This window comes from Candidatus Poribacteria bacterium, assembly GCA_028820845.1.
Classification (GTDB): Bacteria; Poribacteria; WGA-4E; order WGA-4E; family WGA-3G; genus WGA-3G.
In genome coordinates this window covers 101,258-119,758 of the sequence record JAPPII010000015.1, presented here as the reverse complement: position 1 = coordinate 119,758, position 18,501 = coordinate 101,258, and the positions used below count along the sequence as shown (strand labels likewise).

The following is an 18,501-nucleotide window of genomic DNA, read 5'->3' as shown; positions in this document are numbered from 1 at the left end:
AGGCGCGTTGAAGGATAGAGCCTGTTAGTATGGAACAACAAATAAAGAACGACTTACTTCTTCGCGCATCGCGATGCCTGCCGGTGGCGCGCGTGCCTGTGTGGATGATGCGGCAGGCTGGAAGATCAGATCCCCTTTATCGGCAGATTCGGCAAGAGATTAACCTCCCTTTGGAACGTCTTTTCCGAACCTGCCCTACCCCGATGTCGGAGACCGATGTAGAGTGGGCGGTCAAAATCTCACTTCTGCCGAAGCGCATCGGTGTCGATGCCATCATCGTCTACAAAGATATTCTCACACCTCTCGCACCAATGGGGGCACACTTCCGATTTGCCCCCGGTCCCATTTTAGACTCGCCGATTCGGACGCAAGCACAAGTCGATGCGCTTCAGCCACTCCATGATCCCTCAACGCAATTAGCATTTACTGGACGGATCATTCACGATCTACGCCAGACTTTGAATGAAGCACTACCGCTCATCGGTTTTGCCGGTGCACCTTTGACGCTTGCGTTCTTCCTTATCGCGGGCGAAAGTCCCATCAAGCGAGGTGCTGGTGTATCCGAGAAGGCGACCCCGATTTTCCAAATGATAGAGGAAACTCCTGAACTCCTACATTGTCTTTTGGACAAGTTGACGGATATGACAATCCATTACTTAAACTACCAGATTAGCCAAGGCGTTCAAGTGGTACAACTCTTCGAGTCGATTGCGGATGTCTTGCCGCGCCAGATCTATGAAAACTTCGCTTTCCCTTATCACCAACGCATTTTTGCTGAGGTGAACTCGGAAACACCCCGGATACTCTTCGCAAAAGAGTGTTCGTATCTCGATTTAATGCACCAGAGTGGCGCGGATGTACTCAGTGTCGGAAAATGTGTTGATCTCGGTAAAGTTAGAGACTTGACAAACCGGACTGTCGCTTTTCAGGGGAACGTTGATAACGATATCCTTCGAGACGGGACACCCGCCGACATCACGGCAGCTGTCAAGGCTTGCTTAGAACAGGGCGAAAAAACAGGGCATATCTTGAACCTGAGCCATGGACTCCATAGAGATACGCCTTTTGAAAACGTTAAACATTTTGTAAATATCGCGAAAACGCTACAGGAAAGTTGATGAGAAACATGTTGGAAAATCCTTTTGCCCCACGGCAATATGGAGAACTCGTTAAAGTAACGGAACGCGTGTATCTGTTTCGTAATATCGTTAATTCCTCAATCATCATTGGGGATAAGGGGATCGCAGTAATTGATACACAGGTAAATCAAACGATGGGGCAGCGCCTCCTTAAAGCGATTCGCACCCTCACAGATAAACCCATTCTGTACGCAATTAACACACACTATCACTGGGATCATACAAATGGAAATACTGTTTTTCACGGTGCAGGCGCAACCGTTGTTGCACGTGAAATGACAAAAGACTTTATGGTGAACAGATCACCGCGACAGGAGGCGTTCCTGCGTTCTCGTGGTTTCACGCTTGGCGATGCGCCATTTCTCCCGCAGCAGACGTTTGAACATGAAACCGAAATCGATTTAGGCAATCAACCGCTGCACCTTGTTCATTTGGGGAAGGCGGAGACTGATGATGCGACTGCCATTCGAGTGCCAGCGGAAGGGTGTATTGTCTCTGGTGATACCGTCATGACAGGGAGTTTTCCTATCTTTGGACAACCCGTTATGAATGAAGGACTCATGGCAAATCACGATTGGATTGACACAATTCGTGAACTTCGCACTTATACACCAGAACACGTACTTCCTGGACACGGCCCCTTAGCACACGATGCCGAAATCGATTTGTTGCTTCAGATTGAGACCTATTTTCTAACAGAAGTTCGCAAACGTTTTGAGCAGGATATGCCTTTGCCGACCTTGTTGGCTGACATGGAAGTCAATTTTCCGAGTTGGATTCGGGATATTGCTGAGGTCTGGGGAACACCGCGTTACGCGATTTTGAGGGTGTACCGCGGGTTAATCGATGATCCAGAACCGGGTTGGCAGCATTTCAAACCCTCAGCGATTCCAGAAGCGAACCCGGAGAAGCTACATCAGCGGACACGCGAGCTTGAGGACTTGGAAGCCTATTGCGAAACTGCTGAAGAAGTCGCAGAGGGCAACGACTTCGGCTTAGCTATTGCTATTTTGAAGACTGCAACTGAAAAACATTCAAACCTACCCGATGCCTGGACCGCTTATGCAGATATGCTCACACAGGCATCCCGAACAGTGTCGAGTGTGCTTGAAAAGGGTGATTTCTTCGCTGAGGTAGAAAGGGCTTTGGATATTGCACTTGAACTAAACCCCGATTATGCACCCGCCCATCTCCAACGGGGTTATAACCGTATTCTTTCTGCTTATCGTAACGGTGATGAAACAGAATCTGGACTCAAGTCGATCTATAGAGCCTTGGTCGGTGGACTTCACGGCACGCAGCTCGCACAGGCGTATTTTTCTATTGGACTTGCACATCGGGCAAATGGAAACGAGACACTTGCACGCGAGGCTTTTGCAAGCGCAATTGCCGCTGATGCAACGTTTATGCCGGCACAATTCGCCAATATGGCATAAAAGGAGGCAAAATGAAGTATGATAGTGTTCTGTTAGTCGCATTCGGTGGACCAACACCGGGATGCTGCCAACAATACGATAGCGACGCATGTCCTGGCGAAGCCTACTGCTTTGTCAAAGGCATTGTCGGGCCAGCTAAATCTCAAATAGAACGCATAAAAGACATCTCTGCACATTATATAAAATTAGGTGGATTTTCGCCGTTTAACGAATTGACTTTCGGGCAAGCCACCGCATTAGAAAACATACTGAAAAAACGAGGTTTGCCACTCCCTGTTTATGCCGGATTCAGACATTGGAACCCGTATTTAAAAGAGGTCATCGCGGAGATGGCACAAAAAGGACACCGCAAAACCCTCGGTATCATCATGGCACCGCACCAGTCCAAAGTCAGTTGGGAATGGTATCAACAAACTGTGAAAAAAGGGATTGAGGCAATTGATGGTGAGAAACCGACTGTCGATTATCTCGATCCATGGTACACACATAACGGTTATGTCGGTGCTATCGCTGAAATTATCAAAACCGCATCTGGCGACAAATTAGAACGTGCCGAACTTGTTTTCACAGCACACGCGATTCCGCTATCATCAGCGGATACCTCACCTTACACCCAACAATTTGAAAAAACTGGCAAAGCCGTTGCTCAAGCGATTGGAAAATCTCGGTTTGGTTTGGCATACCAAAGTGCTGTAGAGAACAGCCCGATACCGTGGACGCAACCGGATATCAACGATTGGATTAAAGCCCAAAAAGCGAAAGGCGTTGGTACTATTGTCGCATCTCCAATCGGTTTTCTTTGTGACCATGTTGAAGTTCTCTATGATCTGGACATAGAAGCGACGGAAACCGCTGCGTCGTGCGACGTTGATTTTATTCGGGCAGGCACTGTTGGTGACCACCCTAAATTTATCAGCATGTTAGCGGACTTCGTCTGTGAGAAATCTGTAAACGGTTAGGAGGCGTGTAAAAAATGAGACACACAACAAAAATAGAGATTGCCAATCTAAAAGATATGTTTCTGGCAGAAGCAGGTATTATTCCCCAAGAAGACGTTCGGCAGTTAACAGTTGAGGATGCGCTTGTTGATACTGGAGCGACTCGGTTGTCGCTGCCCAAACCGCTTATTGACCAACTGGGTTTGGCACCTGTCGGGAATGCGAGGACAATGACCGCGAACGGTATCGCATCCCGGACTATCTATTCGGCAGTCGAATTTACTGTGATGGAACGAAAGGGGAATATACAGGTAACAGACTTGCCTGCGAACGCACCTGTTCTTGTAGGACATATCATCTTGGAAATGCTGGACCTCTGTGTTGACATCAGAAAAGGGCTCATCTATAATCCAGCACACGACAATGAATGGATTGAGGAGCAGCTCTAAGCGATCAAACAACATGGAAATTTAGATTGAGAATTCTTTATGTCGGAAAACTTGGGTAGGAAGCGTGCCATTGTTGTCGGAGGCGGTATTACAGGGTTAGCGGCGTGCTACCGCTTGCAACGCGAAGCAGCACAGCGCAATATTCCGCTTGATGTCACGCTTCTTGAAGCGGCTGCGAGCGTCGGTGGTGTGATTCGTACCGAGCATCGCGATGGATTCCTCCTTGAGCACGGTCCCGATGCTTTTCTCTCAACAAAACCGGCGGCGAAAGCACTCTGTGAAGAACTTGGGATTGCGGATCAATTCATTGGAACTAATCCAAAAGTCCGTCGGAGTTTTGTCGTCCGAAATGGTGAATTGCACCCCGTCCCTGAGGGCTTTTACTTGATGGCCCCCGGGTCTTTCAAGCCATTTTTAAAGAGCCCACTCTTCAGTTGGCACGGTAAGCTGCGAATGGCAATGGAGCTCTTTATTCCACGCCGGGGCAGGGATACGGATGAAGCCGTAGCACACTTCGTCAGACGGCGGCTTGGGACCGAGGCTTTCACACGGATAGCGCAACCTATGATAGGTGGTATCTATACCTCGGATGCTGAAAACCTCAGTCTAAAGGCGACCTTTCCAAGATTTTTGGAAATGGAAAATACACACGGCAGTATTATCAAGGCACTCCGCGCACAAAAAAAGCAGGCAGTCGAAACAAGTCAAGGGACAAGTGGTCCTCGCTATAGTCTGTTTCTCTCATTCAAATCTGGCATGCAGACCTTGGTTGACACGCTCACTGAAGCTGTATCTGACTGTATTAAGTTAGGTGCCAGAGTGGAACATATCCAGCATACCGATGATACTGGATGGCGCGTTTCGCTGGCTAACGGAAATGTGCTTAATTCGGAACTCCTCTGCATTGCTCTACCAGCACTACAAACGGGCGCGCTTATCGAAAATGTGTCCATACCACTCGCCACTCAGATTAATGCGATTCCATACGCTTCTTCTGCGACTGTTAATTTGGCGTTCCGTCGTGCTGATGTTACACATCCATTGGATGGTATGGGGTTTGTCGTTCCGGCTACAGAAAACCTTTCTATCATTGGTTGTTCGTTCAGCAGTGTTAAATTTGAAGGGCGTGCCCCAACCGAACAGGTCCTGTTACGTGCCTTCGTTGGTGAACCGAAGTCTAAACAGTCTGAAAGTGAACTGATTGGATTGTGCCAAGCGGATCTAACGCCGATCCTCGGGATCAAAAGTGCGCCACAGTTTACTGTCGTTAGTAAGCATCCGCAGGCAATGGCGCAGTATCAAGTAGGACACCAAGAGGTCGTTAACACTGTGGAGCGACTTTCCAGCGGCTTGCCGGGGTTTGCCGTTGCGGGAAACGGTTATCACGGTGTGGGAATCCCAGATTGTATTCGCAGTGGGGAGACAGCAGCGATCTCGCTCTTAGATAGGTTGTGAGAAAAGACGATGGATTTCACACTAACACGCCGAGGTATGATCAGTGTCGGTTTTGGGCTTTTCGGATGTGTTTTCGTCACGCTAATTGGTGTCCTTACGCTGCGTGCTGACAACCATACGGAGGGTGTGGCAGCGGCGTATCAAGGATTTCGAGATGGAAAGTGCCAAAGCTGCCATCCGGCAATCTGGAGGGAGTGGGAAAATTCCATGCACGCCAAGGCGTGGGTCGATGAAATCTATCAAACCGCTGCAAGTCAAGTCCCTGACAGAGAAACGAAATGCGATCAGTGCCATGCCCCGCAGCCGGTGCTCGTCACAGGTGTCGGGAAAATGCCGAAACTGAGAAATACGGACCGGGAAGCTGGGGTTTCATGTCTTGTTTGCCATCTTGATGCACAAGGTGCGATGCATGGACCTCCAGCAAGCGCGGAAACCTATTTTCATGCCAACGTAACCAATCCTGTTTACACCGATCCAACTGCTCTCTGTAGCACCTGTCACGGTCAACCGACTGTCCCGGAACACGATCAAGTTTCCAGTTTTCTTGGTAGTGGATTCGCTGAGAAAAACCAAGGTTGTGCCACATGTCACATGCCGGTTGTAACCCGATTACAAAGCACGGCGAGTTATGAGAGTATCAAAGGTAGGAAGCATACTTGGCGTGGCAGTCGGAGTGTTGCACAACTCAGACGCGCAGCGAATCTTCAACTCGAATACACAACTGGAAAGGTAGAGGTCAAACTTCTGAGTAAGACCGGACACGTCTTACCGGGAGGAACTTTGCGCACGATCATACTTGAGGTGGCTCTTTTCGCCTCAGACGACACTGAGAGTCAGAAGCAACGCATCTTAATTGCTGCCGAGAATGGTAACCGTCTCCTCCCAGACGAGAATAGGACTTATACTTTTAATAATGTACCTGCTGCCCCCGGTGATACAATCAAAGCCCGGTTGATGTATCAATTGACACCGAAGACATTGGTGTCTGAATGGATATTAATGGCAGAGGCGATTCATGTTGTGCGTTGATACAGTGGGAATTTTTGTAGAAGGGATTTCCCAATCCCGATTAAGTGTTCATGTTCGGTAAGGAGTCAAAACCGAGCAATCGCTTTAGTGTCGGTGTTGCACGTGAGATAACGTCGTCCGATACCAATTTCAGGTGTGCTTGTTGTGGTTTTAAAATAGAACGACAGAAGAAACCGAGTAACCCAACACGCGGTACATTCGTTTTATTTTCTGAAGAACCGTGCCATATCGCACCATTGACAATCAAGACGGATCCTCGCGGTCCACAAATTTGCAACTCATCGGCGTATTCAACCCCGGATTCAGGCAATGTCTCAAGCCGTCGATGACTTCTCGGCACACAACTGGTTGCCCCATTTTCGAGTGTCCAGTCGTCCAGAAACCATACACTGTTAGCAACCATGGGAAAACTCGGACGCGGTGTGGGTAATGCAGATAACGGGTAGTCGATGTGGAGTCCTGCATCGGGCGCGCCGGGATAAAGCACATTTACTGTAAATGAGCTCAAGGTGCAATCGGGACCGAGTAGATATTCCATTGCTGCGAGCATCTTTGGTTGTTGGATAGCTTCTTCAAAGATCTCGCCTTTGTCAATAAGGTTCCAGACGCGTTGTGCGCTGTCGTTAGCAAGATATGTATGGCTTTTACCGGCTTTCTGCTCAGCTGCAGCTAATGATAAAGCAGATTCTCGGAGTTGGTCAGTTGTATCAGAGGGTATTAGGCTTTCCAGAAGCAAAAGACCGTCGGTGTCGAGTTGGTTTTTTTCGGATTGCGTCAACATAAGATTGCCTCGATACATTTTTTCTTGACAGTTTAAGCGTTTTATAATAATATGTCAATTAGATTGTTGATTTCTTATGTAAACACTCGGAAATTTTCAGAGCAATATTGAAATTTTGATTTGACATGTTTTAAAGGTTGTGGTATCATATATAAGCAGACTGCAATTTAATCGATAGATATACCGATGCGGCGGGAACAAATATTCACCGATTGCATAAAAACATCACGTAACTGTAGGTTGATTTCGTTCAGAGCGTTTTTGTCCGAATGACTAAATCTCTCTATCACGTAACGATTATCTGCCACGTAACGATTAAATGTTTGCTTAATTTCGCCACTTTGTGTTAAAATAATAGAAAAATTCCCGCCAGGTCAAATATAGAAGTTGAGGTGTCGTTTTCCACTTGCTTTTGGCCTGTGCCTTATGTGATACAAACGCTATCCTAAGGCTACATCGGTATCGGGAAATTTTGGGTTCGTTGGTAGGATGTTATTTGGATGGGCAGACATCTACCCCAGTCGTTTTTGTTGTATTCGCGCGTGCCCATCTAAAAACTCAGTACTTAGTCTCGCTTGCGCGTAGACTTAATGAGGAGGATGAGTTAATGAAAAAACGAACACTCGTTTGTTTTTTGATTTTTACTTTGTGTGTTTTTTACAGTTCAATTCCGAACACTGTTTTAGGGCAGGAGGCTTCTCTCGCCCAACAGGTGTTTGAGGAGCACAGCGAGACGCTTCTACGTGAAGACATTCTGGCAGTTTTACCGGATGTTCTTAATGCCCTCAAGGATCCAGCATTTCAACAGAATCCTCAAGTTATAGCTCTTGGGGGGTTGGATGGAGCCTTGGATTTGGTTCTTTTGAATCCGGATCTTCTTCTTGTGGCTTTACCAGGGGCCGACCCGCAATTCGTAGATCTTCTTAAAACGGATCAGGATGTCCGAGCAATCTTTGAGGATGCAGATGTGCGGACGTTACTGAAGGATGCAGCGGCGATTGACGAGCTTGCAGGACTATTGAATGTCGGTGCTGAACCGCCTGTGGTAGAGCCACCCCCTGTAGTGGAGCCGCCGCCCGTAGTGGAGCCGCCGCCCGTAGTGGAGCCGCCGCCCGTAGTGGAGCCACCACCCGTAGTGGAGCCACCACCCGTAGTGGAGCCACCACCCGTAGTGGAGCCGCCGCCCGTAGTCGAAGTTCCAACGGTAGATCCTTTTGATCCCATTATGCCTACAAATGAGTCTCTTATTGGTAGGTCGCGGCTGGGTGGACTCTCGCTAAACGCTTCTTCCGGAAGGCTTTTTGTAGAGCAGATTATCCGAGCGTCTGGTCTGCCGCTTGAAGCAGAAACCTTGGTGGACGCAGTCCTTGATGCTGTGCCTCGAGGCTTTCTCCCGAAAAAGCAGGTTCGCCAGATTTTGTTGGCAAACCGTCTCTCGATTTTTGAGCAGGAAGCGAGGCAATTAGATTTCGAGAATTTCGGAAATGCGATAACACCGAACTTTGCTGATTTTGCCTATTTAGAGGCGAGCAACAAACATATAACGCGGGACAGTTTACAAGTCTATCTGCGGGTGCCAGCGAAGGTTGATGGTGTTACGTTTGCCCTCTCAGGTGGACAACCCGTTTCAGGTACGGAAGTTACAACAGATGAATTTCAAGCCGATACCATTCCCTATACCTTCCGGTTAGAGGAAACGCTTGCTGCTACGAACTTACCTGCTTGGCCGAGTTTAGATACCCAATTGTTCTCGAGTGTTACACTACGGTATTCACATAAAGATCCGATGCCTGAGGAAGGCTATTCTAAGCACGTAATGGTGGCGACATCTGGACAAGATGGTGTCGTTTGGGAAGCAGAGATAGGTCTTCCACGTAGTGGCAGCACCTATTACTATTTTGACGTGGTCCTCACTGAACCTGTGGGATTCACAACGGTGGATCGTGAAGCGATCGCTGCTATGGATCCAACCACTGTGAGCCTTGCCGATGTCTTCCATCCTGACAACATACATACAATTGAGATTCAAGGGTGGTCGATGCCGGATCCAAAGAACCTTCAGATAGTAGATCGCGGTATCGTTAGCGAACTCTTTACGCCTGATTTAGCAGGTGTATTTACTGATATATTGACATCGCCTCGGGCTACTAATATCATTCAAAAAGCCTTAGCGGGTCAACAAGTTGGCATAGGCGAATTGCTGAGTGTTGCAACATCACGCCAACAAAACAGACTTACGAGTATACTCACACGTAATGCGAACAGACTTACGAGTCGTTTTGAGGCAACTCAGGATCCGATGTTGGCTTCTGTTTTCACGGTGCCACGTGTGAATATGGAGACCGAATCCCTCTGGGTTGCGGAGATTTCGGATATCCCTGATGGCCGTTATGATTTACAAGCCATTGTTCTCGGTCCTGATGGGGAACCTCTTGATCAAATACTCCTAGAGCGTGCTGAGGGTACGGAGATTATTGTTGATACGACCGCCCCGGAAGCCGATATTCGCATTATGGATGGTGGGAACACCACAGGATATACGAATGCGGAAGGCGTTCATGTTGTTACTGCCCCTCACGCGGGTGCTGCAGCTCTGAATATAATGGGTGTGCCCAAAGGCGGTGGTGTCGGCGCAGGTGAAGGTTACCTATTTTACCAAGAGATCGCACTCGATGCAGATGGCAATCCGATAAGTACTTGGATGCCGCTGAACATTGAATCGACGATGTTAGCATCCAGGATTTGGTCGGCAGTCCTTGCCCAGGTTCCAGAGAATCAACTTGCTTCGTTCTTGCGGCAGAATGTCCCGCAGCTCGTTGGTGGACTCGATGATGCGTCTATCGTTGCACTCTTAAGCACGACAACGCCTGAGGCAGCCTTGGCATTGCTATCACCAGGTCTCATCCAAGATTTCGCAAACCCATTCCTGAAGAGTTTGGAGCCTTTTATAGGTCGCTTTCAGTTGACTGAACCGCAGGCGCAATTAATAATTGATGCGCTTGGTGGGTCCTTAGATATTGTTGATCACCTTGTTCCAGTGACTTTTGATGCGTCTGGTCATCTGACAATGCCGATTCAGGGCGATCAGATGTCTCTCCTGCTTGGTGACTACGGCATCCGTGCAATGGGGATTGATACGCTTTTCAATGTTGGATCCTACACTGAACCGACCCGTCTCAGAATTGTCGCGCCAGAACATGACGTAGCAAGCGTTACAGCTGCTGTGATTGGCGATTGTAACTTAGATGGCGATATGGATGACCTCTTTGAAAGTGGTCCTATCGGTGATGTGACGATCTTCAGTAATACGACAGAAAATGTTGTTCTAACTGTCACGGTTGACCACCGCACAGCACACCCCGCTACCGTTATGGTACAATACATGGATGCCGATGGTGCTTGGCAAAATATCGGCGAACTTGATCTCGCTGGAACCGAAATGGGTTCAACACTTGAAATTGATTGGGATGTTGCTGACTTTGATGCCTTGATAGAGGCAGGCGATACCGTAACGGTTCGTGCTGTGGCAAGTAATGCGCTTCAGCTTGCTGACCCTGATCCGATGGAAGGTACTATCAATTTAGATCCTGATGTCTGTCCGATTGGTCCTGAAGTTGTTGCGATTACGGTAGATTCTCCCAGGGCTACCAGTCCGGATAGTGGTGGACCAAGAGGTATACTCACCCTTCATGCCTATACACCCGGTCGGACTTATGAGCCTATTGATTCGGTTCGCTTGGCTGCCACAGGTCCCCAAGATGCTGATTGGATAATTGAAGCCACTGATGTTGTTTTAATTGATGGTCAGGTGCTGGCTGATAGTCTTACAGATCCTGTTGTTCCCATTTATACTGATAGATCCTACTTGCAGTGGTCGATTGACGTAAATACCACGAATTTAAAGGATACTATCACAGCGAGTAGTCCTGCAGCACATGATGCTTCTAAAGATACAAATCAATATGTGGTACAGGGATATGTAAATGTTGGTGAAACCGAAATTCCACCGATCCCAGGCGTTGAGGCACGATTCTCAGTTGACAACATTGATGATATTCGAGACTTTGTCCGCCGAGATACTACCCCACCACTCGGTCCCACATACGTCACTGTAACGAAGGTTGACGCGACCGATAGTGTCCTTGAAGATCATGGAAATGGTAAATATACTGTTGGCGGTCTCATTGATGAGTATGATGATACTGTCAGTTCACCGGTAGTTACCTTTGCTATTAAACCGACAGCTGCTCGGAGTACCTACAGTTCAGTGAGATTACTAACCGATGCTCAAGGTCTTACTATCGAAAATCCAACCGAAGAAATTGGAAACAGTGGTGTTTTCACTGTGGCCGTTGATATCGGTCCACTTGCTGAGGGAACCTATATGTTCCATGCGCTCGCTGTTGATGACCACAACAATCAGCAGGTTGATAGTTCTAGCACTGACGGATCGAAAATCTCGGTAACTGTTCAATACAGTTTCCGACCAGCACCTGAGATTTTGGCAATAACTACCGGTCCCCCGGCAATGACGAACCCGGATAGTGGTGCACCTCAGGGAATGCTTACGCTTAACGCCTATACACCAATTTTGACTTCTCCACCTACGAGTGCCGTTCGCTTGGTTGCTAAGGGACCTCAAGAGGCAGAGTGGACGATTGAAAGCAGTGAAGCTGCTGAGCATATTAGTGGTCAAGAGCTTGCTGATTTCCTCGGAGACCTCATCAACACTGTAGGACCTGACAAACCTATTGTTCATATTAATAGTACCTACCAGAAATGGGTGGTTTCTATAGATACCAGAATTCTGGAAGATACTATCACTGCGGGGAGTCCTGCGGCACGAGATGCCTCTAAGGATGAAAATCAATATGTGGTAACCGGGTATGCAAAGACCAGTGAAACTGAAGTGCCACCTATTCCGGGTGTTGAGGCACGATTCTCAGTTGATAACGTTGACGATGTTGCCCCGCTTGGTCCTACAAACATCAATGTGACAAGTGTTGAAGCGACTGATAGCGTCTTTGAAACCGCTGATGATGGTAGTTACACTGTTGGTGGACTCGTTGATAAGTATGACGAGGAAGTGCTATCTCCTGTTGCGACGCTTACTGTTGAACCGACAGCAGATCGGAATACTTACATGTCGGTCAGGTTGGTAACCGATGCTGAAGGTCTTCTTATCGGCGAGGTTGCTGAAAGTGCCGAAGGCAGTGGCGTTTTCACGGTAACGGTTGATGTCGGTACGCTTGCTGACGGTGAAACATACTTGGAAAATGGAATTTATATGTTCCATGCTCTTGTGTATGATGCAGCAGGCAATGAGCAAGCCGATGACTCTGAAACCGATGGGTCGAAAATATCGGTAACTGTTGAAAATACTTACCGACCGGCTCCAGAAGTATTGGCGGTAACCACCGATCCTGCAGCAGTGACGAACCCAGATAGCGGTGCACCACAGGGAGTTGTTACGCTTAACAGTTACTCTCTTGGTGAGAGAACCTCTCCGCCTATCACTTCGATGCGCTTTGAAGTCAAACGTCAAGACGCTGACGATTCTGAATGGCAAGAGGTAGGTGTGGGCAGTGAGAGTGCTGCTGTTACTGCCGAAGAAGTCCAAGTATTGCAGAATAACGCTGACTTCGTTGCTGACATTGTTCACATCGCAGCTGATACAGTTGTAGGTGGCGCGGCAAGTTCGTTGATTTATCAACACGCCTCCTATCAAAAATGGTCGATTGAGATTGATACGGTAGCATTAGGACTTGAGGACACCATTGATGCCAATAGTCCTGCGGCACGGGATGCGTCCTTGGATGCGAATCCGTATGTTGTACGAGCAATCGCGATTTCCGCAGCAAACGAAAGCGAATCTGCAGCAGCGGATGGTATTAAATCGCAATTTTCACTCGACAATGTGGACGATGTCGCACCCCTTGGCCCCACAAACATTACGGCTGTCGCCCATGTGAATGAAAGCGGCGAAGTTGTTGAGATGGTTGATCCCAATGAAGATGGAAGCTGGACGGTCGGTGGTATCGTTGATGAAACAGTCGCATCCCCGATGGCTATGCTCACTATTGAACCCACAGCCGCTCCAGAAACCTTCACAGATGGTTCAGTGAAGTTGGTGCGAACGGATGCAGATGGCACCCAAACCATCACTGATGGTGAACCCGGGGTTGTGGATGCAGCAACGGTTGATGTCGGCATGCTTAAAAATGGAACCTATATGTTCCATGCCCTCATTGTTGATGCCTTCGGCAATGAGCAAGCCGATGACTCTGAAATCGATGGTTCAAGAGTCACAGTACATGTGCTCAACTTCCAACTTTCGGATATCACCGACTTGGCGGTCACAGCCGTTGATGGTGTAGACGTAGCGGAACCTCCCGCTGAACCGATTTCGCTTCGGGATTCACTGAGAGTAGGTTTCGTGGTTGCCAACGGTTCGTTAGCCGCTGACGATGATGAACTAACTGCCAGCATTAACGGTGCTGCAGTAGCCAGTGAAAGTACCGAAGATCCAGAGATGACTTTCTCACTATCGGTCATGGAAATTTCAGCACTGCCTGATGGTATTTATACACCAGAGGGTGTGGTCAAGCAGTGGAACGGTTCGGTATCCTTCGCATTGGCGATGGTTAACCTTGATAACACCGGTCCAATGATTAAGATTGAAACGCCCTCCGAGGACCATACGGTGGATAGTTTACCAACTGTTCACGCAACATACGAAGATGGTGCGGGCAGTGGTGTTGACGCTGATGGCACTGGAGTCTTGGCTTGGGCGACAACGGACCTTGCTAATGGACCCACTGTTATGGTGACGCGGATATTGCCTGAACAAGGCGACCAAGATGTTATGGTTGACCAGGGCGCGATTGAAACCGATGAAACGACATTGATTTACATGCGCACCGAACAGCTTTCGGGTGGAGCATATCGCGTAACCGTTCATGCTGCTGATGTACTCGGTAACATTGGTGAGGCTTCTGTTGAATTCGCTATCGGTGGCACACTACCTACCGTTGCGATTCAGTCTCCAGCTTCGGGACAGACCTTCGATCACGGAAAACCGCTAATCAGTGGTGAATTTTCCGGTGCAGGGACTGTTGATGTAACGACCTTTACTGTCAACGATGTTGATGCTACACCAGAGGTAGATGGCAATCGATTCTCCTATACCCCTGAGGCAGCATTGGCTGATGGCGATTATACCGTTGTTGTTGCAGTCACTGACGGTGATGGCAATAGGGCGCAGACATCTGTGGCTTTCACGGTGCAAGTGCCGAAAGACACAACACCACCTGTTATTTCTGCAGCCGCTCCTTCTGGTGTCATCAAGGGTGATAGTTGGGTAACAATCTCAGCGGTTGTCACGGATGAACAGTCGAGTGTTGTGAGTGCGAAGTTCGCTATTGACGATAAACCGTTCCGGTCTATTCCACTCGCGCAGATTGCTCAAGGTCGCATTGAGACGGCTGAAAGTTTCACATCTGGTACGCATACGGTAACCCTCGTCGCAATCAGTGAAGGTGGTACGACGCAACATTCGTGGACTTTCACATTGGAAGTTGACAATGTCGCACCGACTATCACTTCAATCTCACCAACAGGAACTATCCGCGGTGGACTCCCGACGATCTCGGCGAGTGCCAACGATGCGTCTGGCGTTGATGAAATAGATATCGTCGTCTTGGATAGCGATGGTGAAGAGGTGGAAGGCGGTACCGAAGATGATGGTGAAGACGATGTCGAAGGTATCACGCGTTTGGACTTCATTCCTGAAGCTCCCCTTGATGAAGGGACTTACACGATTCAGGTGCGAGCCACTGATACAATCGGCAATTCTGCCACAGCACAAGGCTCCTTCTCAATCGACTTCGATACTGCTGCTCCGGTGATCACGATGTCGTCGCCACAAAATGAGGCACGCCTGACTGAACGTCGTCCGCAAATTTCGATAAGTTACGCTGATGCGGAATCCGGTGTAGATATGGATTCTATCCGTTTCGTTTTGGATGACCAACTGATTAACCTCAAACCGAACCAGAAATCGGCATCCCAGGTGATATACACCCCGGATCTCGATCTCGCTTTTGGGCAACATACGGTCAAACTTGAGGTGTCTGACATGGCGCATAAAGAGGGCAACGTCTCTGAAGATAGCAGTGGTGCCCGTGAGGCGAACATGGCAGTCCACGAGTTTACGTTCTTTGTTGAGAGTGAGGCTGGTCCAGTATTGGCATCGCGTCCGATTAATGCCCCCAACCCGTTCAAGGATAATACGCGTATTTCCTTCACATTGACTCGACAGTCGACAGTGAGCATTGTCATTTACGACATGACGCTCCGACCCGTCCGAGTCTTGGTTGATAACGAGGTATGGGACGCAGGCGAGTACGTTGGTAAAGGCGCGATTGGTTGGGACGGCACCAGTTCTTCTGGCGAAGATTTGGCTCGAGGTGTCTATTTCTGTCAAATTATAGTGGCAGATGGTTTTGAACCCGAGTATGCCATTCTCAAACTTGCACTGACGCGCTAAGTAAATGGCAGTCTGCATATCGGGAATTGGACACCTGTCCAGTTCCCGATGTGGACAGTCTTTTGGAGGATATAATGTTAATGACAGAACACAATTTTAGACGGGCTTGCAAGCTACGCCCTAAGGCTAAATGGGCTTCCAAACAGGTCCCGAAATTGTTATGCGGTTTAATACCCCTTTTCTTTCTTATCCTAGCGGTGTCGCCGGTCAGTTTTGCCGGAGTGGATGCCATGCCACATCTGCGGCTTGGTGCCGGTGCACGCTCAATCGGCTTAGGTGGTGCCTTCACAGCAATCGCTGATGATGCCACCGCGACCGTTTGGAACCCAGCAGGACTCGGCTCCGCAGCGGATTTAAGCCTCAACTTTTCGACACAGCAGCTTGATCTCGATAGAAGCCATAACTTCATCGCGTTGACAAAAGCTCTCGGTTCGGCGGGATCCATTGGACTTGCTGTCACGAACGCCGGTGTCAGTGGCATCCAGCAATATGATGCTAATGAACGCTATGGTGGGGAATTCAGTTATAGTGCCAACGCCTATTCTCTCTCTTACGGTATTGGTCTCGGAAGCTTCGGTATCGGTCTAACGGGCCGCATGCTGGCAGATAACTTCGGGGCAGAAGGCGTTGAAAGCCAGAGCGGTTTTGGTGGTGTTGATGTCGGAATCATGGGACATGCCCTGCACATAGATGTCGGTGAGGAAAAAGTCCCAACTTTTCACTATGGCCTCGTTGCGAAATACCTCGGTGCGTCCCTTGGTGAAGACACCGTACCGATGGTTATTAACCTCGGCTTAGCCTACAATCTTTATATGGGTAATGTCGTCACATTCGCCGCAGATATTGAGCAAGAACTCGTAAATCTTGACCAAAGTGCCACGAGTTTGAAACTCGGTGCTGAATATACGATTCTCACTTACAAATCAACTGCTCTTGCTATCCGCGGTGGTGTTAGAGCCTCACGTGATGTCCAGAACCTCTTCGGTGGGTTTGGGGTGAACATCGGTGGGCTGCAGATTGATTATGCCATTCAAGACGGTATGGCTGGTGAAATCAACGGAGTCGGATCAACTCACTTTGCTTCCCTCTCTTATAGCTACTAAAGGAGAAAATTGATGAAAATGATAAGAGGCACGCTAAAGTTAGCACTGATTCTGTACATCTGCGCAGCACTCAGTGGCGTTTATGTGTTATCCGCCTCGGCGAGGATCACGCCGCATGAAGGTGATGAGGATACTATGCTCATTACTATTGAAAAAGGCGATACGCTCTGGGATCTCTGCCAAGAGCATCTCACAGACCCACTCCGCTGGCGCGAACTGAGCAAGTACAACGACTTCACGAATCCACATCTCATCTATCCGGGCGAACAGTTACGGATTCCAGTTGCTATGGCAAAAGAGGTCGTTGAAGTTGCTGAGGAGGAGCTTGCTGGATACCAAGAGGAACTGGAACGGCTGAAAGTGGAATTAGCCGAATCCGAAGCGACGCGGGATAAATTGGAAGCAGAAATTGGCGGACTCAACGAGAGTATGGCGGAACTCAAAGGACAACTTAAAGCCCTTGAGGATAGCCTGAAATCTCAAGAGAAGTTGATGGATGCTGTCGGTCAGTCCGGTGAAGCCATCGCTTCGAGCCTCAAAGAAGCCCTTGCAGCCAATAAAGATGCTATCCTTCACGAAATCGCCCACCTTGATGAACATCTTGAAGCGGTCGCTTCAATGCTCGAGGAGCGTGAAATGAACGCTAAAGCGACACACGAACTCATTGAAGCTACCCAAGCCGAAGTGAAGGGAATTTTGACCCATATTGAAGCGAATCAAAAGGCAATCAGTGAAGTCAAGATGATACTCGAAAATGCCAAGGGTGTCCACGAGGAACTTTCCACATCCAAACGTGCTTTGGTGTTCCTGACAACCGTCGCAGCCGGTGTTGGATTGTTTGTTATCGGTAGCATCGGTGGACGTAGCGGCGAATAAATCAAACTAACTCATCACCTTTTAGGCAGGGAAGGTGTCTAAACCACCTCCCTGCTTTTTTTATACGGTTTGCTATCGGGTAAAGGTGCTGCGTATATGTCAGTAAATACCTCTGAATATCCTAGGGGAAACACGCAAGCAAAAACACCCCCCTTCACTCAAACGATCGCACTCTCTGGTGATAGAGCCGGGAGTAAAGGGGCTTTCCAATTCGCCGGGTTCGCTTGGATATATGACACGAAAGTTACTTTTGTCCAAGGTGGCACGCAAAGTCTAAAGACACCGCAAGGCTGGCGGCAGCTCCTACGCCTCATTAGCCTTGCGCGTCGCCTTAAAAAGCCCATTGTTTTGTGGAACCTGCCTATCATCCACATTGCTACAAAGCAGCGGAAAACGTCGTTAGCCAATACGCAGGCGATTCAGAACGTTGAATTGGCACTCCTGAAACTACCTCATCCTATTATTACGGTTTTTGACGAAACTTACGACAGGGCTTATCCACCTTGGGAGCTCATCTGGAGTGATGGTGTTGTATGTATCGGATCTCCGGATATCCAATCTTCTGAATCTGAGAAAGTTAAAATAGCGCGGCGTCCAACAGAAATCGCATCTGCAATTTTGGAACTTCTCTCTCAAGCGGAAGCTGTTCCGACCATAGAATTAATTGAGAATCGGAGTGCTTCTTTGCGGCAGATGTTTGCTGAGGACAGAGCTGAGGTTTCGGCAAAATTACCGTCTCAGTGAGAG

The 18,501-nt window shown here is 48.6% G+C and carries 11 protein-coding genes; 10 read left to right on the top strand and 1 reads right to left on the bottom strand.

The features are described 5' to 3' along the window. Positions 1-29: 29 nt before the first annotated feature. Genes OXN25_04360 through OXN25_04335 form a run of 6 tightly spaced genes read left to right on the top strand, consistent with a single transcriptional unit; the run spans position 30 to position 6,446 of the window. Positions 30-1,118 carry a uroporphyrinogen decarboxylase gene (locus OXN25_04360; GenBank protein ID MDE0424089.1) on the top strand — a complete coding sequence of 363 codons (1,089 nt, stop codon included), beginning with the start codon at positions 30-32 and terminating at the stop codon, positions 1,116-1,118. Continuing rightward, positions 1,118-2,575 (top strand): MBL fold metallo-hydrolase, encoded by a 1,458-nt coding sequence (locus OXN25_04355; GenBank protein MDE0424088.1) that lies wholly within the window; start codon positions 1,118-1,120, stop codon positions 2,573-2,575. Before OXN25_04360 ends, OXN25_04355 begins: the two co-directional genes overlap by 1 nt. An 11-nt stretch (positions 2,576-2,586) precedes the next feature. Continuing rightward, positions 2,587-3,534: a ferrochelatase gene (gene hemH, locus OXN25_04350; GenBank protein ID MDE0424087.1), complete on the top strand. Its 948-nt coding sequence runs from the start codon at positions 2,587-2,589 to the stop codon at positions 3,532-3,534. Positions 3,535-3,548: 14 nt separating this feature from the next. Next, positions 3,549-3,962 carry an aspartyl protease family protein gene (locus OXN25_04345; protein ID MDE0424086.1) on the top strand — a complete coding sequence of 138 codons (414 nt, stop codon included), beginning with the start codon at positions 3,549-3,551 and terminating at the stop codon, positions 3,960-3,962. A gap of 39 nt (positions 3,963-4,001) precedes the next feature. Beyond that, on the top strand, positions 4,002-5,417 hold the full coding sequence (gene hemG / locus OXN25_04340) for a protoporphyrinogen oxidase (GenBank protein ID MDE0424085.1): 1,416 nt from the start codon (positions 4,002-4,004) through the stop codon (positions 5,415-5,417). 9 nt (positions 5,418-5,426) lie between these two features. After that, on the top strand, positions 5,427-6,446 hold the full coding sequence (locus OXN25_04335; protein MDE0424084.1) for a multiheme c-type cytochrome: 1,020 nt from the start codon (positions 5,427-5,429) through the stop codon (positions 6,444-6,446). Between the two features lie 40 nt (positions 6,447-6,486). On the opposite strand, the gene OXN25_04330 is transcribed toward OXN25_04335, so the two are convergent. Next, positions 6,487-7,227, bottom strand: a complete 741-nt coding sequence (locus OXN25_04330) for a phytanoyl-CoA dioxygenase family protein (GenBank protein ID MDE0424083.1) — start codon at positions 7,225-7,227, stop codon at positions 6,487-6,489. Between the two features lie 607 nt (positions 7,228-7,834). On the opposite strand from OXN25_04330, the gene OXN25_04325 reads away from it, so the two are divergent. The 4 genes from OXN25_04325 to OXN25_04310 all read left to right on the top strand — a co-directional run bounded on the left by OXN25_04325 (position 7,835) and on the right by OXN25_04310 (position 18,498). Continuing rightward, on the top strand, positions 7,835-15,775 hold the full coding sequence (locus tag OXN25_04325; protein ID MDE0424082.1) for an Ig-like domain-containing protein: 7,941 nt from the start codon (positions 7,835-7,837) through the stop codon (positions 15,773-15,775). Between the two features lie 230 nt (positions 15,776-16,005). Then, positions 16,006-16,878 (top strand): hypothetical protein, encoded by an 873-nt coding sequence (locus tag OXN25_04320; GenBank protein MDE0424081.1) that lies wholly within the window; start codon positions 16,006-16,008, stop codon positions 16,876-16,878. A 12-nt stretch (positions 16,879-16,890) separates the two neighbouring features. Continuing rightward, positions 16,891-17,754, top strand: a complete 864-nt coding sequence (locus OXN25_04315) for a LysM peptidoglycan-binding domain-containing protein (protein ID MDE0424080.1) — start codon at positions 16,891-16,893, stop codon at positions 17,752-17,754. Between the two features lie 96 nt (positions 17,755-17,850). Then, the gene (locus OXN25_04310) at positions 17,851-18,498 is read left to right on the top strand and encodes a hypothetical protein (protein ID MDE0424079.1); all 648 of its coding nucleotides are present in this window, start codon (positions 17,851-17,853) and stop codon (positions 18,496-18,498) included. Positions 18,499-18,501 lie beyond the last annotated feature (3 nt).